A 23,204-nucleotide genomic window follows, 5' to 3' on the forward strand; every position below is an offset into this window, starting at 1 on the left:
GTGACAACGAACGAGGTGCAGCACGTCATCGGCAGTTTCGCCGACGTCGCGCTGACGGACCCGCAGTTCCCGAAGCCGGCTGCACCCACCTCCGAGCAGACCGAGGCGCTCATCGAGAACCTCGCGACGGCGAACAACTACACCCCCGAGCAGGTGGTGTGGTCGACGCCCGAGGGCATCGACGTCAAGCCGGTCTACACCAAGGCCGACCGGGACGCCGCCGAGGCCGACGGCTACCCGCTGGGCAGCTACCCGGGTGCGGCCCCGTTCCTGCGCGGCCCCTACCCGACGATGTACGTCAACCAGCCGTGGACCATCCGCCAGTACGCCGGCTTCTCCACCGCCGCCGAGTCGAACGCGTTCTACCGCCGCAACCTCGCGTCCGGTCAGAAGGGCCTGTCGGTCGCTTTCGACCTCGCGACGCACCGCGGCTACGACTCCGATCACCCGCGCGTGCAGGGTGACGTCGGCATGGCCGGTGTCGCGATCGACTCGATCCTCGACATGCGTCAGCTGTTCGACGGCATCGACCTGTCGCAGGTGTCGGTGTCGATGACCATGAACGGCGCGGTGCTGCCGATCCTGGCGTTGTACGTCGTGGCGGCCGAGGAGCAGGGTGTCGCTCCCGAGCAGCTGGCCGGAACCATTCAGAACGACATTCTGAAGGAGTTCATGGTCCGCAACACCTACATCTACCCGCCGAAGCCGTCGATGCGGATCATCTCCGACATCTTCGCGTACACGTCGGCGAAGATGCCGAAGTTCAACTCCATCTCCATCTCGGGCTACCACATCCAGGAGGCCGGTGCGACCGCCGACCTGGAGCTGGCCTACACGCTCGCCGACGGCATCGAGTACATCCGCGCCGGTCTCGACGCGGGCATGGACATCGACAAGTTCGCGCCGCGCCTGTCGTTCTTCTGGGCGATCGGCATGAACTTCTTCATGGAGGTCGCCAAGCTCCGCGCCGGGCGTCTGCTGTGGGCCGAGCTGGTCGAGAAGTTCGCTCCGAAGAACGCCAAGTCGTTGTCGCTGCGTACCCACTCGCAGACCTCCGGCTGGTCGCTCACCGCGCAGGACGTGTTCAACAACGTCGGCCGCACGTGTGTCGAGGCGATGGCCGCGACGCAGGGCCACACCCAGTCGCTCCACACCAACGCGCTCGACGAGGCGATCGCGCTGCCGACCGACTTCTCGGCCCGCATCGCCCGCAACACGCAGCTGCTGATCCAGCAGGAGTCGAACACGGTCCGTCCGATCGACCCGTGGGGTGGCTCGCACTACGTCGAGTGGCTCACCAACGAACTCGCGAACCGGGCCCGCGCCCACATCGCCGAGGTCGAGGAGGCCGGCGGCATGGCGCAGGCCATCGGTGAGGGCATCCCGAAGCTCCGCATCGAGGAGGCCGCGGCCCGCACCCAGGCCCGCATCGACTCCGGCCGGCAGCCGCTGGTCGGCGTCAACAAGTACGTGCCGGACGAGCCGGACAGCATCGAGGTCCTCAAGGTCGACAACACCAAGGTGCGTGCCGAGCAGATCGCCAAGCTGCAGCAGCTGCGCGCCGAGCGTGACGAGGCCGCCACCCAGGCGGCTCTCACGGAGCTCACCCGCGCCGCGGCGTCCACCGAGGGCGGCATGGAGAACAACCTGCTCGCTCTCGCCATCGACGCCGCCCGCGCCAAGGCGACCGGCGGCGAGATCTCCGACGCGCTCGAGAAGGTGTACGGGCGCCACCAGGCCGAGATCCGGACCATCAGCGGTGTGTACCGGGACGAGGCCGGAAAGGTGAGCAACATCTCGAATGCAATCGAACTGGTCGAGAAGTTCGCCGAGGACGAGGGACGTCGTCCCCGCATCCTCGTCGCGAAGATGGGCCAGGACGGCCACGACCGCGGCCAGAAGGTCATCTCCACGGGCTTCGCCGACCTCGGCTTCGACGTCGACGTGGGACCGCTGTTCCAGACACCCGAGGAGGTCGCCCAGCAGGCGGCCGACGCCGACGTCCACATCGTCGGTGTGTCCTCCCTCGCCGCCGGTCACCTCACGCTGGTGCCGGCGCTGCGGGAGGCCCTCGCTGCGGTGGGTCGCCCCGACATCATGGTCGTCGTCGGCGGCGTCATCCCGCCGGGCGACTTCGAGGAGCTGTACCAGGCCGGTGCCGCGGCGATCTTCCCGCCCGGCACGGTCCTGGCGGATGCGGCCATCGGTCTGTTGCAGAAGTTGTCGGAGCAGTTGGGACACGATCCGATTGCCGCCGACTAGCCGTCCGCCGCTCGATCTGGCTGCGCTCGGTGACGCGGTCCTGGAGGGCCGGCGAAGTGATGTGTCCAAGGCCATCACCCTCGTCGAGTCCACCCGGGCCGATCACCGGGAGCAGGCGCAGCAGTTGCTGCTGGGCCTGCTCCCGCACGCCGGAAGCGCGATCCGGGTAGGCATCACGGGTGTTCCCGGTGTCGGCAAGTCGACGACCATCGAAGCGCTCGGGATGCACCTGATCTCGTTGGGGCACAAGGTCGCCGTCCTCGCGGTCGACCCGTCCTCGACGCGCACCGGCGGCTCGATCCTCGGCGACAAGACCCGGATGCAGAACCTGTCGGTGGAACCGAACGCGTTCATCCGGCCGTCCCCGACATCGGGCACCCTCGGCGGTGTCGCGAAGGCGACCCGCGAGACGATGGTTCTGCTCGAGGCGGCCGGCTACGACGTGATTCTCGTCGAGACGGTCGGTGTCGGGCAGTCGGAGGTGACGGTCGCGAACATGGTCGACACGTTCACGTTCCTCACCCTCGCCCGGACCGGTGACCAGTTGCAGGGCATCAAGAAGGGTGTCCTCGAGCTCGCCGACATCGTCACCGTCAACAAGGCCGACGGCAAGCACGAGACCGAGGCGCGGGTCGCGGCTCGCGAACTGGCCGGTGCACTCCGGTTGATCTATCCGCACGACGCGTTGTGGAAGCCGCCGGTGCTGACGATGAGTGCGCTCGAGAACATCGGCGTCGACAAGTTCTGGGACGAGGTGCTCCGGCACCGCCAGGTGCTCGGCGATGCCGGTGAACTCGAACGTAAGCGGCATCAGCAGCAGGTGGACTGGACGTGGTCGATGGTGCACGACCAGTTGTTGCGCCGACTCGACTCGAACGCGCGGGTGAAGAAGATTCGTGGCGACGTCGAGGACCAGGTTCGTGAGGGGTCGCTCACCGCGGCTCTCGCTGCGCACCGGATCCTCGAGGCATTCGACGGCGCCGAGTAACGCTGTCCCGCAGTCGGAACCACGACGAGGGCTCCACACCGTCCGACGGTGTGGAGCCCTCGTCGCTTCCGTCTCACATGTCGGTGGTCAGCCGTACCCGTCCCTCGGAATCGATACTCCAGCCAGGGTTGTGGCAGATCTCCCAGATCACGCCGTTGGGGTCGGCGAAGTGTCCGTGATAGCCGCCGAACGCCGCGCGCTGTGGGTGTTTGATCAACGATGCTCCCGCGCGGACCGCCGCGGCGACCAGTGCATCGACCGCTTCCGGGCCGGCGACGTTGTGCGAGAACGTGATCCCCGATGTGGCGACGTGGGTACCGGGCCGGCCGATGTCCTCACGGAACTTCTCCGCGTCGAACAGTCCCAGGACCATCCCCGGCGCGGTCTGGAAGAAGATGATCTCCCCAGGCACGTCCAACAGCGGTTCCCACCCGAGTCCGCCGCAGTAGAACGCGCGCGCCGCGTCGAGGTCGGGCGTCGCGAGGGTGACGAAGTGGATGTGTTGTTCCATGTCCCGGAGTGTTGCACCGATACGTGTGATCCGCACGGGCCCCGCATCGCCGATCACGATGCGGGGCCCGGGCGGTGTGTGAATTGATTCAGACGTCGACGGACGGATCCGCTGTCGCCGTGACTGCTTCGGCCGGGGGTGTCCACCGCGCGACGCGGACCCCGGCGAGTTCGGCCGCGTCCTGGGTGGTCGCGATGCTCGGCAGCAGGTATCCCCACATCTCGTCGACGCGTTGCTCGATGTCTCTGCGGCGTGCCAGGACCTGGGATACGAGTTGGACGCCGGTGAACGACCCGATCATGAAGCGGGCCAGCGTGGGAGGATCGACGGTCCCGCGGATCTCACCCCGGGCGATGCCCGACTCGATGAGTTTCTGCGCGCTCGCGATCCAATCGATGTATGGCTGGGCCGGGGCGTCCGCAGTTCCGCTGAACTCGAGTGTCAGCCGCGTGCCCGCGCGGACGATCGGATCGTGCACTATCTGCCGGGCCATCTCGTGACACAGCATCACGAGTTGTCGCAGTGAGCCCGCACCGGTGTTTGCGATCGCATCGACCGTGTCGATCGACGTTCGATGGTGCTCCTCTATGACGACCCTCGCGAGTTCGTCCTTGGACCGGAAGTGGAAGTAGAGCGCACCCTTGGTGGTTCCCGCCCCGTCGACGATGTCGCCGAGGCTCGCTCCTTCGAATCCTGACTGCTCGAACATTCGAGCCGCTCCGGTGATGATCTGTTGCCGTGTTGCCACAGCGCGTGCCTGTCTTACCACGTGAACCGCCTTTTCCCGACTTGACGATCCGGTCGAGCGCACGGTCGCTGTGCGGACTGGACGCTCTTCCAGATCGACGAAACCGTACCAGTGTCGAGCTACCGGTCGGTTCGGTTCCCCGGGGGTGTCACGGTGCGTGCGAAGGCGGCGAGACGGAGGATCAGGTCGTCGAGAAATGCGTCCGCGTCGGTTTCCCAGGTGATCGCCGCGTTGGGAGACCTTCCCCACAATCCGTGCCAGTCGGCGACGGTCTGCCCGCGGGTGATCCGCCCCTCGGTTTCCACGTCCACCGTGGCGGCGCGATAGCGGGCGATCGTGGGATCGAGCGCGACGGCGGCGGCGAACGGATCGTGCATGTGCGCGATGAAACCCTGTCCGTGGTCGCGGTGGAACTGGAAGTAGAAGCGCACCGCGTCAGACAGGTGTCGCACGATCGGATTCGACGTCGTGGACCGGGCGTCCGGGGCGTCGTCGGAGCCGATGAGCTCGACCGGTGTGCTGTCGGCGAGCTCGGCCAGCCGACGCAGATGGTCGGGGCGTAGCTCGATCCGCTCGGTGACGTCGAGGCCGCAGACGATCGGGGCACGGTCCTCGGGCACCGACGAGAACGCCGCGAAGACCTCGGCGGCCGCCTCGGGGTCGACCGAGATGTTCCACTCCGCGACCGGCGTGGTGTTGCCCGGGTGCTGGAAGGCCCCACCCATCACGACCAGCCGCCGGAGCCGCTGGGGGAGTTCGGGATCGGCGCGGATCGCGAGCGCCAGATTGGTGAGGGGACCGGTCACGAGCGCGACCAGTTCGCCGGGATTCTCGCGGGTGAGTTCGATCCACGCCTGCGCGGCGGAACGCTCGGACAGGGCCCGAGTGGACGGCGGCAGGACCGCGTACCCGATGCCCTGCGGGCCGTGGGTGTCCTCGGTGGTGCGCAGCGGGATCTTCAGGGGGCCGTCGGCGCCGACCGCGACCTCGATGTCGGGGCGCCCGCACAGGTCCAGCCACGCCAGGTTGTTGGCCGCGACCTGCGCGGTCGGGACATTGCCGGCGGTCGACAGGACCGCGACGATGTCGGCGTCCTCCCGTGCCAGCAGATAGAGCAGCGCGACCGAGTCGTCGATCCCGGTGTCGACGTCGACGATCAGTCGGGTCGGCGGGGTCATCGCGAACCGGCCGTGACGGTTTCCCGGTGATGGACCGGGAAATTGACGGATCGGGCGATGAAGCAATTCTCGGGGGCGACCACATGATCGCCTGTCCAGGTCACGTCGAGGACGTAGCTGTGTATGGTCACGTCCCCATTCTCGCGGAATCCGGTTGGATGCGAGACAAACTCGTGTCCGGCCGGAAGCGGCCGCCTAGCATGACGGCGTGATTCCTCGGCAGCGTGCGGTGCGGTTCGTGTGGGTGGTATTCGGGTTGCTGGCGATCGTGCACCTGTCGGCGCAATTGGTCGACCGGGAGCGGGTCGCAGACGTCACCCAGTGGTTCCTGATGCCGGTGCTGGCGGGAGCGTTGTGGCTCGGGACGGGCGGGTCTGCCGCCCCCGGACGCAGTCGACTGGTCGTGCTGACCCTCGTCGCACTGGGCTTCTCGTGGCTGGGCGACACCGCTCCCGATCTCGCCGACGGCGACCTCTCGTTCCTGCTGATGGTCGGATTCTTCCTGCTGGCACAGGTGGCCTACATCGCGGCGTTCGCGCCGTACGGGCGCGTGGAGGTGTGGGGTCGTCGCCGCTGGTCGACCGTCGGGTACCTCGTCGCGGGCGGGTTCCTGGTCCTGGCGTGCGCGCCCGGCGCCGGCCCGCTGCTGGTGCCGGCCCTGCTCTACGGTTCCGCGCTCGGTGCGATGGCCATCCTCGCTGCGGGGGTGAACCGTTTGGTCGCGGTCGGCGGCGCACTGTTCCTGGTGTCCGACGGCATGATCGCGCTGGGCGCGTTCGCGGACTGGTTTTCTCCGCCGGTCGAGGGGTTCTGGGTGATGTTCACCTACATCGCCGCGCAGGTGCTGATCGCGCTCGGCGTGCAGGCGGCGGACCGCGATCACCAGCGCGGTTCGTCGGCACCCCACGTTCTCGCCGGGAACGGGTAGTCGTCGAACCCGGCAAGGACCGGTCGTGCCGTGGTGATTCCGCCGTGGCTCACGACCGTGTCCGGTCCGGGAAGTTGGGCGGCCCGAGCGGCCTCCCGGCGTCCGGGAGGTCGAGCGCGGGCAGCCGTGCGGACAGATACTCGTCCGAGTGGGTGGTCACTGTCGCGAGCGTACGGTCCGTGCCGAGCGTCGGCGCTGCGACCCGCGGCGCCGTCTCTCGGCAGCGGCGACTCCTGAGCCGCGTCCCAAGATTGCGGACCGTAGTTGTCCGTAATTGCTCGTAGCGTGGTTCTCATCGAGCTTCACCGACACGACCGAAGGGCGACAGACATGACCGGGAACTCCACGACCCCCACCGCCGGCGAGAAGGCCGACATCCTCGCGATGCTTGCGGACCAGCGCAACAGTCTGCTCATCACCGTCCGCGGCATCGACGACGAACAGGCCCGGGCGCGCAGCACTGTCAGCGATCTGACGCTCGGGGGCCTGATCAAGCACGTCTCGCGGATGGAGCGGAACTGGGTCCGGAACATCGTCGAACGGGACGAGACCGCGGAGTTCGACATGGAGGTCGCGATGGAGACATATTTCATGGCCGAGGGCGAGTCGATCTCCGGGTTGCTCGCCGAGTACCGGGCGGCGGTGGAGGAGACCGAGCGGGTGGTTGCGTCGCTCGACGACCTCGATCTGCAGGTGCCGTTGCCCACCGCTCCGTGGGCGCCGGAACGTCAGTGGTGGAGTGCCCGCCGCGTGCTGCTGCACATCCTGCGCGAGACCGCCCACCATTCGGGCCACGCGGACATCATTCGCGAGGCCCTCGACGGGGCGAACACCACGATGCAGATGGGGGCGGACGCCGGTATGGAGTTCTGATGGGGGAGAACGGGCACGCCGCGCGGGTGTGCCCGTTCATACTGGTCGAAACCCGGCCTCGAGACGAGGAGGACGACGGCCATGTGTCGACTGTTCGGACTGTCCGCGGCCCCACACCGCGTCATCGCCACCTTCTGGCTGCTCGACGCCGAGGACAGCCTCGCGGAGCAGAGCAGGCGCATGCCGGACGGTACCGGCCTCGGCACGTTCACCGCGGACGGTTTGCCTCGCGTCGAGAAGCAACCCCTCGCGGCGTACCGGGACCGGCAGTTCGCGCGCGAGGCGAGGGAGCGCGAGTCGGAGACGTTCGTCGCGCACGTGCGGTACGCCACGACCGGAGAGAACGACGCCGTCAACACGCACCCGTTCGAGCAGCAGGGACGACTGTTCGCGCACAACGGGGTGATCGAGGACCTGACCGAGCTCGAGGCCGAACTCGGTGACTACCGCGATCTCGTCAGGGGCGAGACCGACTCGGAGCGGTTCTTCGCGCTGATCACCCGGCGCATCGACGAGAACGGCGGTGACGTCGCGGCCGGCATCGCGGCGGCGACCGGGTGGATCGCCGACAACCTCCGGATGCTCGCGCTGAACTTCGTGCTCGCGACTGCGGACGAGTTGTGGGCGTTCCGGTACCCGGATGCGCACGACCTGCTGGTCCTGCGGCGCCGACCCGGCGGGTCCAGCGGGCGCCGACACCTCGAACAGGCCAGCACGGCCGGCACCGTCCGCGCCCGGTCCGGGGCCCTCGCGTCGCTGCCCGCGGTGGTGGTCGCCACCGAGCAGATGGACGAGGATCCGGACTGGGAGTCGCTGTGTCCGGGCGAGTTGCTGCACGTGGCGGCGGATCAGACGGTGACCAGGACCATGGTGCTCGACAGGCCGCCGCGACACCGGCTGGCCCTGTCGGACCTCACGGGCCGTGCGGCCGCGGCTCAGGCGCCGAGCGGCCCCTGAGCCTCAGGCGCGCTGCGCCCGAATGACCAATCCGGCGTCCCGCAGTCGCGTCACCAGCACGTCGCCCAGCGCCGTCGCCGGCGTCAACACACCGGACCTGTCCGGGAGGTCGTCGCGCTGCAACGCCAGCGCCAGGGCTGATTCGCCGAACATCACCGCCGTCGCCGCGTACCCGGGATCGCCCTCGGCGGCGACACGGGCCGTGTAACGAGCGCCCGTCGTCGTGTCGCCGTACAGATCGATCGTGAAGTGGCCGTTGCGCCGGGCCTTCTCGCTCGGCCCCTCGCCGGGCTTCGGCAGTACCCGATCCAGCAGCCACCGGGTCGGCGGAAACAGTAGCCCGGCCACGGCCGCGCCCATGCCGACCGCCACTGCGCCCGCGATCGCCCGTGACGCGAACGACGACCCGACGTTCATCACCTCGCGGTAGCGGAACTGCTTGCCGTACGCGTAATCGGCGAGGGCGTTGCTGCGGCGCACGACGCGGGTGTTGGCCGACGCCATGAAGAACGGTGCCTTCCAGCCCTCCAGCCCGGGCGCGATGTCCGACCCGCGGACGACCGCCATGTCGGACTGGCGACCGAGGTCCGGTTCGGCCGCGCGGTCCGGGCTCAGCGAATACGGCGCCGCGGCGATGCGCCGCAAGGTGGCGTCGCGTTTGACGACGTCGAGTTGGGTGCGGACCGAGTCGATCGTGCCGCCGCTGGCACCCCCGCTCATCGAGGTCACGACCAGCGTCGTGTCGGTCAACTCTCCGGCGCCGTCGGCCTCCACCTGACGATGCAGGACGTGGACGCCCAGGTCCGAGGGAATCGAGTCGAAGCCGCACGAGTGGACGATCCGCGCGCCGCTCGCGCGGGCGGTGTCGTGGTACAGGTCGATGCTGTCGCGCGCGAAGAGGGTCTCGCCGCTGAGGTCGGCATAGTCGGTGCCGGCCTCCGCGCAGGCCCGGACGAGCGGCAGACCGTACTTGGCGTACGGGCCGACCGTCGTCGCGACGACGTGCGTGGCGGCGGCGAGGGCGCGGAGAGAAGCGTCGTCACCGGCATCGGCCAGCAGCAGGGGCCACTCGGCAGCGGCCGGTCCCAGCTGGCGGCGAACCCGTTCGAGCCGGTCGATCGCGCGGCCGGCCAGCCCGATGCGGGTGCGGGCGGGCGCATGTTCGCTCAGGTACTCGGCCACCAGCCTGCCGACGAAGCCGGTGGCTCCGTAGACGACGACGTCGAGATCGCGGGTGCGCGGGGCAGCTGTCATGCCGACGACCCTACTCGTGGGTAATGATTTGTGCGGCGTACATCACACCGGCGCGTGCCACCACCCCGAGCGATGACGCCGCAGGACGACGTACCCGATCCACGACGCGATCACGAACGCCGCGACCAGGCCGCGGACCAATCCCACGGCATTCTCGGGATACACGACACCGGTCAGATAGTGGGAAATGAACCCAGTGGACGGCAACTGCTGGTCACCGGCCCGCTGCCGGGCCCAGTTCTCGAGGTTCGTGAGCGGACATTCCAGGCCGGCCAGGACCGTGCTGAAACCCCAGGCGACCGCGGCGACGTGCAGCCAGATCGTGCGGCGCCACCGCCACGCGAGGAAGCCGCCGGCCACGACATAGCCGAGGAATGCCAGGTGGACCACCACCGTGGCATCGGCCAACAATCGATACAGCACCGCGACACCTCCCGACGTCGGGACGGGACCACTCGGTTTTCAGGCTACTGCGGGTCGAGCTGCCTGCGGTGCTACTGCGGTGCTATTGGGTGCTATTGGGGTTCCTTGACGACGAGGATCGGCACGTCGACCTCCAGCAGTAGGCGCTGCAGCGACCGTTCTAGAAGGAACTTGCCGATCGGCGACATCCGTTTGCTGCCCGCGACGAACAATCCTGCGCCGCTGTCGGAGACCAGGTCGACGAGAGCGCCGACACGGTCGCCGCTGTGCTCGCCCGTCCGCAACTCCCACGGAGATCCCCCCACCCCGCCGTTGTCGAGAACGGTCTGCACCGACGCACGCATTGCCTCGACGTCACCGTCTCCTGCGGCGTCGTCGAGGATGTGCAACACCAGGAGCTGCTCGCGACGCTGCATGGCCTCGCGTGCGGCGTACACCATCGCAACGCGCCCCTCCGGAGTATCGCTGTATGCAACGGCAATGGCCATGGAGCCTCCCAGACGAGTGAAACAGTGCCCGTCCAGTATCGCCGCTCGGCCGTCGAAGCACCGTGTGGCACACGTCGCGATTCAGGTGTGACGTGCGCCCGTCGGCCCGAGTTTCGGGGTCGTGCGTGGGAGTGAGTGGCTACCAGGGCGAGGTCTGATAGTCCTTGAGGAAGCACCCGTACAGGTCGACGCCCGCCTCACCCTGCACGATCGGGTCGTACACACGCGCCGCGCCGTCCACCAGGTCGAGCGGGGCGTGGAAGCCCTCGTCGGCCAGTCGCAGTTTCGTGTAGTGCGGGCGCTCGTCGGTGATCCAGCCGGTGTCGACCGCCGTCATGAGGATGCCGTCCTCGAGCATCTCCTTGGCGCTGGTGCGGGTGAGCATGTTCAGCGCGGCCTTCGCCATGTTGGTGTGCGGGTGGCCCGGACCCTTGTATGCGCGGCTGAACTGGCCCTCCATCGCGGAGACGTTCACCACGTACTTGCGCCGCGCCGCCGCCGCCGCCATCGACGGCCGCAGCCGCGAGACGAGGATGAACGGGGCGACCGAGTTGCACAACTGCACCTCGAGAAGCTCGATCGGGTCGACCTCCTCGACCGTCTGCACCCAGCTGTTGGTGTGCGCGATATCGGGCAGCAGGCCGCCCGCGTCGATCGCGACGCCGCGCTCGATGCGGGCGGGTGTCGCCGAACCGGCGACCAGCGCGAGCGAGCTGACCTCCGCGGCCGACAGGTTCGCGGCCGAGGCGAGCGTCGCCGTCGACAGCGATCCGGCCAGGGCCGCCGGGTGTGCCTCGCTGGTCTTGCCGAACGTCACGACGTCGGGCAGTTCGCCCGCAGGCAGCGCGCCGGACTCGGCCTCGGCGAGCGCGCTGTAGGCGCCGGGGGAGCGGCGGACCGTCTGCGCGGCATTGTTGATCAGGATGTCCAGCGGACCCTGTGCGGCAACGGAATCGGCGAGCGCGACCACCTGGGCGGGATCGCGCAGGTCGATGCCGACGACCCGCAACCGGTGGATCCAGTCGGCGCTGTCCTCCATCGCCTTGAAGCGGCGGATGGCGTCGTTCGGGAATCGCGTCGTGATGGTCAGGTGGGCGCCGTCGCGCAGCAACCGCAGCGCGATGTACATGCCGATCTTGGCGCGTCCGCCGGTCAACAGGGCGCGGCGCCCCGTGAGATCGGTGCGGGCGTCACGCTTGGCGTGACTGCGGGCCGCGCACTCCGGACACAACTGGTGGTAGAACGCATCCACCTGTGTGTACCGCTGCTTGCAGATGTAGCACGGCCGCGGGCGGATGAGGGTCCCGGCGGTCGCGCCGGCGGCGCTGGAGGTGAGCGCAATCCCCGCGGTCTCGTCGTCGATCCTGTCGGGTGAGCCCGTGGCGGTGGCCGCGACGACGGCCCGATCGGCCTCGGACACCGCGTCCCGCGTCTCGACGCGACGGCGGCGCTTGAGTTTCTTGAACAGGTTGCCGACCGCGCGCTGGAGCGCGACCGAGTCGGGGTGGTCCGCGTCGAGTGCGGATGCCTCCGACAGCACCCGCATGCAGATGTCCAAATCGGCGGGATCGATACCCGTCATCGGTTGTGCCATCGGTAGGTAACTCAGTCCTGATCTCGTGCGCGTGTGCGTGATCCCGTGCGGGTGGTCGACAGATCAGTCTACCGAGTACTCGATCGGGCTCTTCCGGCCGCTGTGCTGGTGACACCGTGCCCTCGTCAGAGGAGCATGTGAAGTACCAGGGGGAGTGCCCCCGGGGCAGTCCCCCGCTCGAGAGATGACACTCGAGGAGGGTGAGGACAATGAGCAAGTCGAACGGGTCCGGCCAACCCGGATCGGACCGATCGGGCGCGTCGACGGCCTCCGCCGTCGGCACATTCGAGATGTTGCACGCGGAATCGGTGGTGCCGGTCGAGTCGCCACTGCAGAAGGAAGGCCCATTTCTTCCGGAACTTACCGAGGTGGATCTGCTGGTACGCGCACCCGAGGCGCGACGCGACTTCAACGTGTCGGGCTCCGGCGTCACCGTCGCGGTGCTCGACACCGGATTGCGTTCCACGCACGTCGATTTCGCGGGACGAGTGGTTCCGGGCCGCAACTTCACCTCCGACTACGGCGGGGATCCCGCCGAGATCACGGACGGGAACGGACACGGCACTTCCGTCGCGGGCATCGCCTGTGCGGGACGGATCCACACCGGAATCGCACCGAACGCGCGGGTGGTGCCGGTCAAGGTCCTCGCCAACGACGGCACGGGTCGCTTCGCCGACATCCGCGACGCACTGGACTGGGTCCTCGACCGGCGCGCGTCGCTCGGGATCTCGGCGCTGTGCCTGGCGACCGGTGCGTCCGACAACCGCACGACGGACACCGACATGCCCGGCGACGCGATCGGGGCGCTGCTGCAGGAACTCACCGACGAGGGCGTGTGCTGCTGCGTGGCGGCCGGCAACGACTACTACGCACACGGCGGCATGCAGGGAATGTGCTATCCGGCGGTGTTCCGTCAGACGATCAGCGTCGGTGCGGTGTACGACGCCGACGAGGGCAGCTTCCGCTACCGCGACGGCGCCAAGGCGTTCGCGTCGGACTCCGACCGCCTCACGCCGTTCACGCAGCGACTGCACCGGACCGTCGGTGGCCCGTGTGCGACCGACACCTTCGCACCGGGATCGCCGATCACCTCGTCGGGCATCCTCAACGACACCGGTGAGTCGATCCAGTACGGGGCCAGTCAGGCGACACCGGTCGTGCTGGGCGTCGTGGCGCTGCTGCAGTCGTTCTACCTGCGCACGATGGGGCATCTGCCCACCGTGGTGGACGTCAAGCGGTGGCTGGCCCGTGGCTCGACAGTGGTCTATGACGGCGCCGACGACCACGACAACGTCAATCACACCGAGCTGACCTTCCCGCGGACGAGCGCGCTCGGATCGCTGCTGGTGTGTGCGAAGGACCTCGCGGTGCGGGAACTGGCGACGGCCGATCGGGCGAGCATGCGGATGGGGGCGATGCGCCACTGAGACGAGTTCGCGGGAACATGTACGGAGAAATCGAAAGACGGTGGCTCCGAACGAGAGTGGCTCCGAGGAGTACACAGAAACGAGAAGATCCCCGGCTCCTGGAAAACCAGGTACCGGGGATCTTCTCGTCTGTCTCAACTCAGAGTGTCCGAGGGGGGACTTGAACCCCCACGTCCGTTAATAGGACACTAGCACCTCAAGCTAGCGCGTCTGCCATTCCGCCACTCGGACTCGTTGTTGCAAGCTGTTCAGTTGTTTTTCTCTTTGCCCCGTTCTCCGGGTGCCTGGAAAGATTATCCGATCTTTCGCCAGGTCCAAAATCGCCTGGTCAGAGGGGGGTTTTGGACCAAAAGCGGGCATCGATGGTTGCACGTGCGGTCGCTGCGACGGTGGTAGGAAAGTGAGGTGCCATCACATGAAGAAGCAGTGTCCTCACCACAGCCCGTGAGTCGCGCCGAATCGGAGGTCGTCGACCTCGTCAGCGCGCTGATCCGGTTCGACACCTCCAACACCGGCGAACTCGAGACCACCAAGGGCGAGCGGGACTGCGCCCTGTGGGTGCAGTCCAAGCTCGAGGAGGTCGGGTACGAGACCGAGTACGTCGAATCCGGTGCCCCCGGGCGGGGCAATGTCTTCGCGCGGCTGCGCGGTGCGGATCCCGGGCGCGGAACGCTGATGATGCACGGCCACCTCGACGTCGTGCCCGCCGAGCCCGCGGACTGGAGCGTGCACCCGTTCTCGGGGGCCGTCGAGGACGGCTACGTGTGGGGCCGTGGCGCGGTCGACATGAAGGACATGTGCGGGATGATGCTGGCGTTGGCCCGCCAGTTCAAGGCCGAGGACACCGTGCCGCCGCGGGACATCCTGTTCGCGTTCGTCGCGGACGAGGAGGCCGGCGGCAAGTGGGGCTGCCAGTGGCTGGTCGATCACCGGCCCGATCTCTTCGAGGGCGTCACGGAGGCGGTCGGGGAGGTGGGCGGCTTCTCGCTGACCATCCCGCGCGCGGACGGCACGGAACGCCGCCTGTATCTCGTGGAGACGGCCGAGAAGGGGCTCGGCTGGATGCGGCTCACTGCCAAGGCCACCGCAGGCCACGGATCGTTCCTGCACGAGGACAACGCGGTGACGATCCTCGCCGACGCGGTCTCCCGGCTCGGCAACCACACCTTCCCCCTCGTGATGTCCGATTCGGTCGCGGAGTTCCTCACCGTCCTCTCCGAGGAGACCGGCGTCGACTTCGACCCGAACTCGCCCGACATCGACGGCACCCTGGCGAAACTCGGCAGCATCGCCCGGATCATCGGCGCGACGCTGCGCGACACCGCGAACCCGACGATGCTCAAGGCCGGCTACAAGGCCAATGTGATCCCGCAGACCGCGGAGGCCGTGTTCGACTGCCGCGTCCTGCCCGGCCGGCAGGCCGCGTTCGAGCGTGAGGTGGACGAGCTGATCGGGCCGAACGTCACGCGCGAGTGGATCACCAAGCTCGATTCGTACGAGACGACGTTCGACGGCCACCTGGTGGACGCGATGAACGACGCCGTGCTCGCGCACGATCCGAACGGCCGCACGGTGCCGTACATGTTGTCGGCGGGCACCGACGCAAAAGCGTTCGCGCGCCTGGGGATTCGCTGCTTCGGCTTCGCGCCGCTGCGGCTGCCGCCGGAGTTGGACTTCGCGGCGCTGTTCCACGGCGTCGACGAGCGGGTGCCGGTGGACGCGTTGCACTTCGGCACCCGAGTGATGGAACACTTCCTGCTACACAGCTGACCCGCTGTACCCGAGATCTGGGAGAGGATTCACATGGCACACGATCCGTACGACGGACTGCCCGACCTGCCGTCCTTCACGCTGACGTCCGACGACGTCACCGACGGCGCCCCGCTGAAGAACGATCAGGTCAGCGGGATCTTCGGGGCCGGTGGACACGACATCTCGCCGCAGCTGTCGTGGTCCGGGTTCCCGCCCGAGACCAAGAGCTTCGCGATCACGATGTTCGACCCCGACGCGCCGACGGCGTCGGGCTTCTGGCACTGGGCGGTCGCGAACATTCCCGTCACCACCACGTCGCTGCGCGCCGATGCGGGCGACGAGACCGGTTCCGGGCTGCCCGAGGGCGCCGTGACGCTCCAGAACGACGGCGGCCTCGCCCGGTTCCTCGGCGCGGCGCCGCCGCAGGGGCACGGGCCGCACCGCTACATGTTCGCGGTCCATGCGGTGGACGTCGACCACCTCGACGTCACGCCCGCCTCGACACCGGCATTCCTCGGCTTCAACCTGTTCTCGCACGCGATCGCGAGGGCGATCATCACCGGTACGTACGAGCAGAAGTAGGCCGGCACACAGCAAGGCCCGTCACCGCGATCGGTGACGGGCCCTGCTCGTGGAATCCGGGTATTACGTGCGCGCGCCGGCACCCACCGCGTCGCGGATCGACTGGAACCCGGCCTCACGGACCTTCCGGGCCAGTCCCTTGTGCAGCTTGTGGGCGTAGAACGGCCCGCCGTAGATGAAGCCGGTGTAGCCCTGGACCAGGGTCGCCCCCGCGAGGATCCGTTCCCAAGCCTGATCGACGGTCTCGATGCCGCCCACCGAGATCAGCACCAGCTTGTCGCCGACCCGCGCGTGCAGACGGCGCAGCACCTCGAGTGAACGCCGCGCGACGGGGGCGCCGGACAGGCCGCCCGCGCCGATCTCCTCGATCCGCGACTGCGGGGTGCGCAGGCCCGTGCGGGAAATCGTGGTGTTGGTCGCGACGATGCCCGCCAGGCCCAGTTCGACGGCGAGATCGGCGACGGCGTCGACGTCCTCGTCGGACAGGTCGGGTGCGATCTTCACGAGCACCGGGATGTGCACGGTGTCGAGCACCGCCTGCAGCAGCGGGCGCAGCGATTCGACGGCCTGCAGGTCGCGCAGCCCGGGGGTGTTGGGGGAGCTGACATTGACGACGAGGAAGTCGGCGAGCGGTCCCAGTAGGCGCGCGCTGGCGGTGTAGTCGCCGGCCGCCTCCTCCGCGGGGACGATCTTGGTCTTGCCGATGTTCGCGCCGATCGGTACGTCACCGCGGCGGTGCCGCAGGTAGTTCGCGGCGTTGCCTGCGCCGTGGTTGTTGAAGCCCATCCGATTGATCAGTGCGCGATCGTCGGACAGACGGAACAGGCGCGGCGCGGGATTGCCGGGCTGGGCCTGCGCGGTGACGGTGCCCACCTCGGCGAAGCCGAAGCCCATCGGTCCCCACGTGTCGACGCCGGTCGCGTCCTTGTCGAACCCGGCGGCAAGCCCGACCGGTGCCGGGAAGTCGACGCCGAACGCCTTGGTGCGCAGTGCCGGATCGTCGACGACGAGCACCTTGGCGACCAGTGCACGGATCGGAGCGAAGCGCGTCACGAGCCGCATCGCGGCGAACGCGAGGTGATGGATGCGTTCCGGGGGGATCCGGAACATCAGACGCAGAAGCAGGTGGTACACGAATCTCCCTAGATTCCAGGTGCCGGAATGTGATGGGTGGTCTTGCGGCGGCGGAGCACGATCCGACGGCTGCCGTCGGTGTACAGGCGGACGCGTGAGAGCTCCCAGCCGCCGAACTCGGCCTGCAGTGCCAGTCGCATCGACGCGCTCACCCGGGTGACGTCGCGGGGCAGGCTCAGCGGAATGTACTCGAACTCCTCGGAATCCGTCTCCCATTCGCGGGGAATCCCGCGGCGCCGCTGCGACCTGGACGTCACCGTGGATCACCCCGCCGCGAGCGGGATCGTCTGCAGTCCGTCGCCGACCGCGGACCCGACGACGAGAGTGCCGGCGGCGGTGTCCACCGCAACGGAGTTGGGCTGGCGGACGGTGTCGTAGCGGACCTTCTCGACGGGGATGCCGGTCGAGATGTCGTAGCCGACCACCTTGTTACTGGCGGTCAGCGTGACCCACACGAGATCGGTCCGCTCGTCGTAGGCGATCCCGAACGGGGCGTTCGCGACGGGGTAACGCTGGCGCATGATCAGCGGGTCGGTGGTGAACACCAGCAGTTCGTTGCCGGCGGTGTCGGTGACCAGGATCCGCCCGTGCTCGTCGGTGATCAACTGGGTGGCGCCCTCACCGGCGCGCAGAGCCAAGCCCAGGTCCGCGTCGTCGAGGTCGATCTGTGTCAGCGACGTCTGGCGGCGATCCAGTGCGCTGAGGTCGCCCTTGGTGAGCGCGAGCGCGTCGACGGAGGCCAGACCCGAGATCGTCTCGCTGACCGATCCGGTGGGGTCGACGATCTGGATCTGGCCGTTGGCCAGGCCCACCGCGAGCTTGCCGTCGGGCAGGAAGACCGCCGAGCGCGCGTCGCCGTCGACGGTGACGGACGACGACACGCCCCCCGCCTTCAGATCGACGATCTGCACGCGGCCGTTCATGGGCAGCAGGAGTCGGCCCTCGGGGGCCGACGTCATCTGCGCGGCGACACCGTCGATCGGGATCTCGCGGGGCGTGCCGCCGCCGTCCGGTGTGGCGTTGAGGGTGAACAGTTTGCTGTTGCCGTCGGTCAGCAGCGCGGTGGTGTTCGACGTGGGGTCGAACGTGATCGCGTCGATCGGCCGACCGAGATTCTGCACCGCACCGGTGGGGGTGGCGCCGGCGGGGGAGACTGCCGCGGTGGCCGGTTCGATGGTCTTGAGGTCGTCGGCGTTCTTCTCGGACGAACACCCGGTGAGCAACAGCAACGCGGCAGCCCCAATCGTGCAAGCGGTGATGCGCGGTGCCGGTACTCGCATGGGTGTGCTCCTCGGATGCTGCAGCGGTGCTGCCGTGTGGTGCGTGTGTGCTCGCCTTCTAGCATCCATGATCGACCGGACCGGCCGGAATCCGAGTCACCCCGGACGTGAGGCGTACGACACTCACTTCCCGGCGGCCGGTGTGCCGTCCCGGCGCGGGAGCACCAGCGTGGCGCCCGACCTGGGGTGCCTGAATACCTCGACCGGATGACCGTAGACGCGGGACAGCAACTCCTCGGTGAGCACCTCGGCCGGTGGTCCGTCGACGGCCGCACGGCCGTTCTCGAGGACGCAGATCCGGTCGGCGTAGGCCGCGGCCAGTCCCAGGTCGTGGAGCACGACGACGACCGCGGCACCGTCGGCCGCCCGGTCGCGGGCGATGCGCATCACGGCCTCCTGGTGACCCAGGTCGAGGGCCGCGGTGGGCTCGTCGAGGAGGGCGGTCTCGGTGTCCTGCGCGAGCACACGGGCGAGTGCGACGCGCGCGCGCTCGCCGCCCGAGAGGACGCTGAACGGCCGGTCCGCGAGGTGTCGGACGTCACAGATGTCCATGCACTCGTCGATGACCTTGTCGTCGTCGGCGTCCCGCCCGGTGCGCTGCCACGGCGCGCGCCCCATCGTGACTACCTGGCGGGCGGTGAACGAGAACCCCACGGTGTGCTGCTGCGGCAGCACAGCGCGCCGGCGCGACATGTCCGACGGTGTCCAGTCGCCGAGCGGCTTGCCGTCGAGTTCGACGGTGCCCGCCGCGACCGCCTGGTCGCCCGACAGCGCCGCCAGCAGCGTGGACTTGCCGGCGCCGTTGGGGCCGACCAGCGCGAGCACCTCACCCGAGCGGACCGTGAGATCGACGCCGTCGAGGACGGTGCGTCCGCCTCGCTCGACGCTGATCCCGGTGGCCCGCATCGTCACGGCGCCGCGTTCGGTGCGCGCGGGGACGTCGGCGGCGCGGCCGAACAGGCTTCGGGTGCGGTCGATCATCGAACCCATCACGCCCACCCGCCCTGACGGGAACGGGTGCGGCGCAGGAGCCAGAAGAAGAACGGTCCACCCACGAGCGAGGTCAGCATGCCGAGCGGAAGGTCGGCGTTGTCCACGAGCGTGCGGGAGCCGAGGTCGGCGGCCAGCAGGACCACTGCGCCACCGAGCACGCTCGCGGGTAGTAGTAGTCGATGCCCGGGGCCTACGAGCATGCGCATCACATGCGGTACGACGAGGCCGACGAACAGGATGATGCCGGTGAACGCGACGCCCGACGACACCAGCACCGCGACGATCACGATCGCGATCAGTCGCAGCTTCTCGACGTCGACACCGAGGTGCCGCGCCGCGCTCTCGCCGAGGGCCAGCAGGTCGAGTTTCGGGGCGATCAGCATCGACGCGGCGATGCCCGCGATCGCCATCGGAGCGACGATCGCGACGGCGTTCCAGCTGGCGCCGTTCAGGCTGCCCATCTGCCAGAACACGATCTGGTCGCGGGCAGCGGGGCTCGCGACGAACGTGAAGAACGCGATGACTCCTCCGGCGAACGCGTTGATCGCGACACCGGTGAGCACGAGGGTGACCACCTCGGTTCGGCCGTCGGAACGGGCGAGTAGGTAGACGAGGGTGGTCGTGATCAGTCCCGCCACGAAGGCGGAGCCCGCGACGGCCGGTCCGGCGGTGAATGCGCCGCCCAGCACGATCGCGGCACTGGCACCCACCGCCGCGCCGGCCGAGACGCCGATGACGCCCGGCTCGGCGAGCGGGTTGGAGAACACGCCCTGCAGGAGGGCTCCCGAGCAGCCGAGCGCCGCGCCGACGAGGATCGCGAGGATCACGCGCGGGAACCGCACCTGCCACAGCGTCACCTCGCCGCTGGGATGCGACGGCATCGGTCCGATGTCGAGCCCGATGCGGTGCAGGACGCTGCCCAGGACCTCGGCCGGGCTGGTCGGCACCTGACCGATGCAGGCCGACGCGAGGGCCAGCACGGCCAGCAGGACTACCAGCCCGACGATGACCGTGCCGGGCTGCACCCGGGGCCGGCTGGCTACCGAGGTACTCATTCCGCGTCGGGGTGGTAGATCGCCTCGGCCAGCGCCGCCAGCACCTGGCCGGTGTTGGAGCCGAAGCTGAGCAGCATGGTGTCGGACATGTCCACGACCCGCTTGTTCTGGCCGGCCGGAGTCTGCGCGATACCCGGAACCTTCTCCAGGCCGTCGACTCCACTGATGGATTGGAGGCCACCGCTCATCATCAGCATGACGTCGGGTGCCGCCGCGATCATGGCCTCACTCGTGATCGGGACGAACTCGCTGGTCAGGCCCGAAGCGGTGCCCGCGTCTGTGGCGCCGAGCGCCTCGATCAGCGAGTCGGCACCGGAACCGGGCCCCCCGAGCATCGTGATCGAGGGACCACGCATGTAGAGGAACGCGATCTTCAGCGCCTCGGAACCGGCAGGCACCGACGCCTTCGCGTCGGCGATCTCCTGCTCGGTCCGTGCGACGAGCTGCTCTCCCTGTGCGGGCACGCCCAACGCCGCGGCCACCGCGGTGATCTGCCCCGGCACACCCTCGAGTGTGCGGGTGGGATCGAAGTAGACGACCGGAACCCCGGCGGCCCGGAGCTGTTCCTGCACCGACTTGGGGCCGATGCTGGTGTCGGTCAGCACCACGGTCGGGGCAAGGTTCAGGATCGCCTCGGCATTCATCGCCTGTCCGCCGGGGGTGATGTTGGGGATGTCCTTCGCGGCCGGGAAACCGGATGCAGTGTCGCGACCGACGACGCGGTCACCGAGACCCAGTGCGAACACCGTTTCGGTCAGGGTGCCGTATCGGTCGGCGGTGACGATCCGGCTGGCATCGTTGATCGTGACGTCGACACCGTCGAAACTGCGCACCGTGACCGGAAGCTGCGGGGTCGGGCTGTCCGCAACCGGCCGTGGATCGGCGTCGGCGACCACCGCGGTGGTCTGGCCGTGCTGCGCGGTTTCGTCGGTCGCGACGGACGTGCAGGCCGCGAGTGAGACTACGGTCGCGGCCGAGGCGGCCACGACGAGGAGCCGGGAGAGCGCAGATCTCATTTCACAAGGTAGCGATCGATATCGGCCTCGAGATCGGCGAACAGGCCGCCGTTGAGGCCGTAGGCGAGGTTGACCTCGCTGATGAAGCGTGCCTGCTCGTCTGCGGACAGCGGTGCCTGATCGAGCTTGGCGCGGTACTCGTCCTTGAACACCTTCGGCTTGGCGATCTGGTCGAAGATGTAGAACCGCAGGCCGTCGACCTCGTAGCCGTACGCGCGCTCGAGCATGCGTCGGATGATCTGACCGCCGGACAGGTCGCCCATGTAGCGCAGGTAGTGGTGCGCGACGAAGTCCGCCGGGGAGGTGAAGGCGACCTCTTCGAGGCGCGCGACGTACGCCGCGGTCGCGGGAGTCGCGACCAGCTGGTCGCGCCAGGCCGGGCCGAGCAGGAACTCGAGGTCGGCCGCGAGGGCCGGGAGGCGGACGAGCTCGGGAGCGATGAACGGGGCCGCGATCGGGTCGGCGACGTGAGTGTCGGCGGCGCGCTCGAGCACCTCGTACACCAGGTAGGTCTGTGCCAGCAGGGCGGCGAAGCCCTCCTTTGTGAGCTTGCCCGCAAGGAGATCGCCCACGAACCGGGACTGCTCGGTGGCGCGGTGAGCCGCATCGGTCTCGGTCTTGATGCGCTCGGCGAAACCGAGCTCGCCGGCCTCGGTACCCTGGTCGAGCACGTCCATGTGATCTCCTTCACGATGACATTCGTCAGACACAACGGCTACGAGGTTAGCCTATCCTCGGGATCGTTGTCGTTACTAATCACCCTGAATCAATCGAAAGTTGGACGCTCGACCGATCAGGCGCTGACGTCGTCGAGCGCCGACGCGATCGCCGCCGGCAATTCGAGCTCCTCGGCGGACAGCACGCCGGTGAGCTGGGCAAGATCTCGTGCGCCGACGACCGCGCTCGCGACACCGGGCCGGTCCCGCGCCCACGCGAGGGCCACCGCGAGCGGTGACGTGCCCAGACCGTCGGCCGCGGTGAGGACCGCGTCGACCACCCGGACCGACGACTCCGTGAGGTAGCTGCGAACCTCCGCGGCATGCTGCTCGTCCGCGCCGCGCGAATCGGCCGGGATCCCGTCCCGGTACTTGCCGGTGAGGACGCCCCCCGCGAGCGGCACCGCGGCGAACACGCCGATTCCGTGGTGCGCCGCGGCGGGAAGAAGCTCTTCCTCGACACCGCGGGCGAGGAGCGAGTACTCGGCCTGGGTCGCGACCAGTCGTCCCGGCCCGCGATAGCCCGCCGCGGTCGCGAGCTGCCAGCCCAGGTAGCCGCGGGCCCCCGTGTATCGGACGCGGCCGCTGCTGACCGCCTGGTCGAGGGCCGACGCGACCTCGTCCACCGGGGTCAGCGGATCCCAGGTCGCCACCTGCCACATGTCGAGGTGGTCGGTGCCGAGTTCGCGCAGTGTCGAATCCAGCTGCGCGAGCAGACCGCGGCGGGAACAGTCCACGCGCTGCCCGTTGTGCGCGTACGGATTGATTCCGGCGCTGCCGCCGAGGATCAGGTACTCGCGGGGCACCACGTCGTCGAGCAGTTCCGCGAGCAGGCGCTGGGCCTTGCCGTCGCCGTAGGCGGGGGAGGTGTCGACGAGGGTGCCACCGGCATCGACGAAGGCGGACAGCTGTGCCGCAGCTTCGTCCCCGTCGGTATCCCGACCCCAGTGCAGGGTCCCCAGCCCGAGCCTCGACACGCGCAGACCGCTCGTTCCCACCGCTCTGTATTCCATAACCGCCCACGTTTCGACACCGGATGTTTCAG

At 68.7% G+C, this 23,204-nt stretch carries 23 protein-coding genes and 1 tRNA gene; 8 read left to right on the plus strand and 16 right to left on the minus strand.

The window, feature by feature from the left end:
* Together scpA and meaB are read left to right on the plus strand one after the other, a co-directional pair.
* Entirely contained in the window at positions 1–2,262 is a 2,262-nt protein-coding gene (gene scpA / locus DEU38_RS19425) for a methylmalonyl-CoA mutase (protein WP_114723040.1), read from the plus strand.
* A complete protein-coding gene (gene meaB / locus DEU38_RS19430) occupies positions 2,249–3,250 on the plus strand; it encodes a methylmalonyl Co-A mutase-associated GTPase MeaB (RefSeq protein ID WP_254622918.1) in 1,002 nt (333 codons plus the stop codon). The genes scpA and meaB overlap by 14 nt, the downstream gene beginning before the upstream one ends.
* A 73-nt stretch (positions 3,251–3,323) precedes the next feature.
* Here meaB and DEU38_RS19435 read toward each other — a convergent pair whose 3' ends face one another.
* The 3 genes from DEU38_RS19435 to DEU38_RS19445 form a co-directional block, all read right to left on the minus strand.
* Positions 3,324–3,761 carry a VOC family protein gene (locus DEU38_RS19435; RefSeq protein ID WP_114723041.1) on the minus strand — a complete coding sequence of 146 codons (438 nt, stop codon included), beginning with the start codon at positions 3,759–3,761 and terminating at the stop codon, positions 3,324–3,326.
* 88 nt (positions 3,762–3,849) lie between these two features.
* Positions 3,850–4,530: a ScbR family autoregulator-binding transcription factor gene (locus DEU38_RS19440; RefSeq protein ID WP_181818857.1), complete on the minus strand. Its 681-nt coding sequence runs from the start codon at positions 4,528–4,530 to the stop codon at positions 3,850–3,852.
* 98 nt (positions 4,531–4,628) lie between these two features.
* A complete protein-coding gene (locus DEU38_RS19445; RefSeq protein WP_114723043.1) occupies positions 4,629–5,687 on the minus strand; it encodes a nucleoside hydrolase in 1,059 nt (352 codons plus the stop codon).
* 208 nt (positions 5,688–5,895) lie between these two features.
* Between DEU38_RS19445 and DEU38_RS19450 the strand changes: the two genes are divergently transcribed.
* From DEU38_RS19450 to DEU38_RS19460, 3 genes are all read left to right on the plus strand, one after another.
* Positions 5,896–6,615, plus strand: coding sequence for a lysoplasmalogenase (locus DEU38_RS19450; protein ID WP_181818858.1), 720 nt, complete (start codon positions 5,896–5,898; stop codon positions 6,613–6,615).
* Between the two features lie 330 nt (positions 6,616–6,945).
* Positions 6,946–7,488, plus strand: a complete 543-nt coding sequence (locus DEU38_RS19455) for a DinB family protein (protein WP_114723044.1) — start codon at positions 6,946–6,948, stop codon at positions 7,486–7,488.
* A gap of 81 nt (positions 7,489–7,569) precedes the next feature.
* Positions 7,570–8,445 carry a class II glutamine amidotransferase gene (locus tag DEU38_RS19460; RefSeq protein WP_114723045.1) on the plus strand — a complete coding sequence of 292 codons (876 nt, stop codon included), beginning with the start codon at positions 7,570–7,572 and terminating at the stop codon, positions 8,443–8,445.
* Between the two features lie 3 nt (positions 8,446–8,448).
* Here the strand turns inward: DEU38_RS19460 and DEU38_RS19465 are convergent, their stop codons facing one another.
* The 4 genes from DEU38_RS19465 to DEU38_RS19480 form a co-directional block, all read right to left on the minus strand.
* Positions 8,449–9,699, minus strand: coding sequence for a trans-acting enoyl reductase family protein (locus tag DEU38_RS19465; protein WP_114723046.1), 1,251 nt, complete (start codon positions 9,697–9,699; stop codon positions 8,449–8,451).
* Between the two features lie 42 nt (positions 9,700–9,741).
* Positions 9,742–10,122 carry a DUF2784 domain-containing protein gene (locus DEU38_RS19470; protein WP_114723047.1) on the minus strand — a complete coding sequence of 127 codons (381 nt, stop codon included), beginning with the start codon at positions 10,120–10,122 and terminating at the stop codon, positions 9,742–9,744.
* 92 nt (positions 10,123–10,214) lie between these two features.
* A complete protein-coding gene (locus DEU38_RS19475; RefSeq protein ID WP_114723048.1) occupies positions 10,215–10,610 on the minus strand; it encodes a universal stress protein in 396 nt (131 codons plus the stop codon).
* 139 nt (positions 10,611–10,749) lie between these two features.
* On the minus strand, positions 10,750–12,204 hold the full coding sequence (locus DEU38_RS19480) for an SDR family oxidoreductase (protein ID WP_114723049.1): 1,455 nt from the start codon (positions 12,202–12,204) through the stop codon (positions 10,750–10,752).
* Between the two features lie 209 nt (positions 12,205–12,413).
* Here DEU38_RS19480 and DEU38_RS19485 point away from each other — a divergent pair, with 209 nt between their 5' ends.
* Complete coding sequence (locus DEU38_RS19485; protein WP_114723050.1) at positions 12,414–13,631, plus strand: S8 family serine peptidase; 1,218 nt, start codon at positions 12,414–12,416, stop codon at positions 13,629–13,631.
* Positions 13,632–13,776: 145 nt separating this feature from the next.
* Here DEU38_RS19485 and DEU38_RS19490 read toward each other — a convergent pair.
* Positions 13,777–13,862: transfer RNA gene (locus tag DEU38_RS19490), tRNA-Leu, on the minus strand.
* A gap of 213 nt (positions 13,863–14,075) precedes the next feature.
* Between DEU38_RS19490 and DEU38_RS19495 the strand changes: the two genes are divergently transcribed.
* Both DEU38_RS19495 and DEU38_RS19500 read left to right on the plus strand, forming a co-directional pair.
* Entirely contained in the window at positions 14,076–15,401 is a 1,326-nt protein-coding gene (locus DEU38_RS19495) for a M20/M25/M40 family metallo-hydrolase (protein WP_258558020.1), read from the plus strand.
* Between the two features lie 33 nt (positions 15,402–15,434).
* Entirely contained in the window at positions 15,435–15,965 is a 531-nt protein-coding gene (locus DEU38_RS19500) for a YbhB/YbcL family Raf kinase inhibitor-like protein (RefSeq protein WP_114723052.1), read from the plus strand.
* Positions 15,966–16,028: 63 nt separating this feature from the next.
* On the opposite strand, the gene DEU38_RS19505 is transcribed toward DEU38_RS19500, so the two are convergent.
* From DEU38_RS19505 to DEU38_RS19540, 8 genes are all read right to left on the minus strand, one after another.
* On the minus strand, positions 16,029–17,099 hold the full coding sequence (locus DEU38_RS19505) for a quinone-dependent dihydroorotate dehydrogenase (protein ID WP_114723053.1): 1,071 nt from the start codon (positions 17,097–17,099) through the stop codon (positions 16,029–16,031).
* Between the two features lie 8 nt (positions 17,100–17,107).
* A complete protein-coding gene (locus DEU38_RS19510) occupies positions 17,108–17,356 on the minus strand; it encodes a DUF5703 family protein (RefSeq protein WP_114723054.1) in 249 nt (82 codons plus the stop codon).
* A gap of 6 nt (positions 17,357–17,362) precedes the next feature.
* Entirely contained in the window at positions 17,363–18,379 is a 1,017-nt protein-coding gene (locus tag DEU38_RS19515; protein ID WP_114723055.1) for a YncE family protein, read from the minus strand.
* Positions 18,380–18,502: 123 nt separating this feature from the next.
* Entirely contained in the window at positions 18,503–19,369 is an 867-nt protein-coding gene (locus DEU38_RS19520; RefSeq protein ID WP_114723142.1) for a heme ABC transporter ATP-binding protein, read from the minus strand.
* Entirely contained in the window at positions 19,369–20,427 is a 1,059-nt protein-coding gene (locus DEU38_RS19525; protein ID WP_114723056.1) for an iron ABC transporter permease, read from the minus strand. The genes DEU38_RS19520 and DEU38_RS19525 overlap by 1 nt, the downstream gene beginning before the upstream one ends.
* Positions 20,424–21,443: a hemin ABC transporter substrate-binding protein gene (locus DEU38_RS19530; RefSeq protein WP_114723057.1), complete on the minus strand. Its 1,020-nt coding sequence runs from the start codon at positions 21,441–21,443 to the stop codon at positions 20,424–20,426. The genes DEU38_RS19525 and DEU38_RS19530 overlap by 4 nt, the downstream gene beginning before the upstream one ends.
* Entirely contained in the window at positions 21,440–22,120 is a 681-nt protein-coding gene (locus DEU38_RS19535) for a heme oxygenase (biliverdin-producing) (protein ID WP_114723058.1), read from the minus strand. The genes DEU38_RS19530 and DEU38_RS19535 overlap by 4 nt, the downstream gene beginning before the upstream one ends.
* Before the next feature lie 116 nt (positions 22,121–22,236).
* Positions 22,237–23,172 carry an aldo/keto reductase gene (locus tag DEU38_RS19540; protein ID WP_114723059.1) on the minus strand — a complete coding sequence of 312 codons (936 nt, stop codon included), beginning with the start codon at positions 23,170–23,172 and terminating at the stop codon, positions 22,237–22,239.
* Positions 23,173–23,204: the final 32 nt, after the last annotated feature.

The organism is Rhodococcus sp. AG1013 (assembly GCF_003350365.1).
Classification (GTDB): Bacteria; Actinomycetota; Actinomycetes; order Mycobacteriales; family Mycobacteriaceae; genus Prescottella.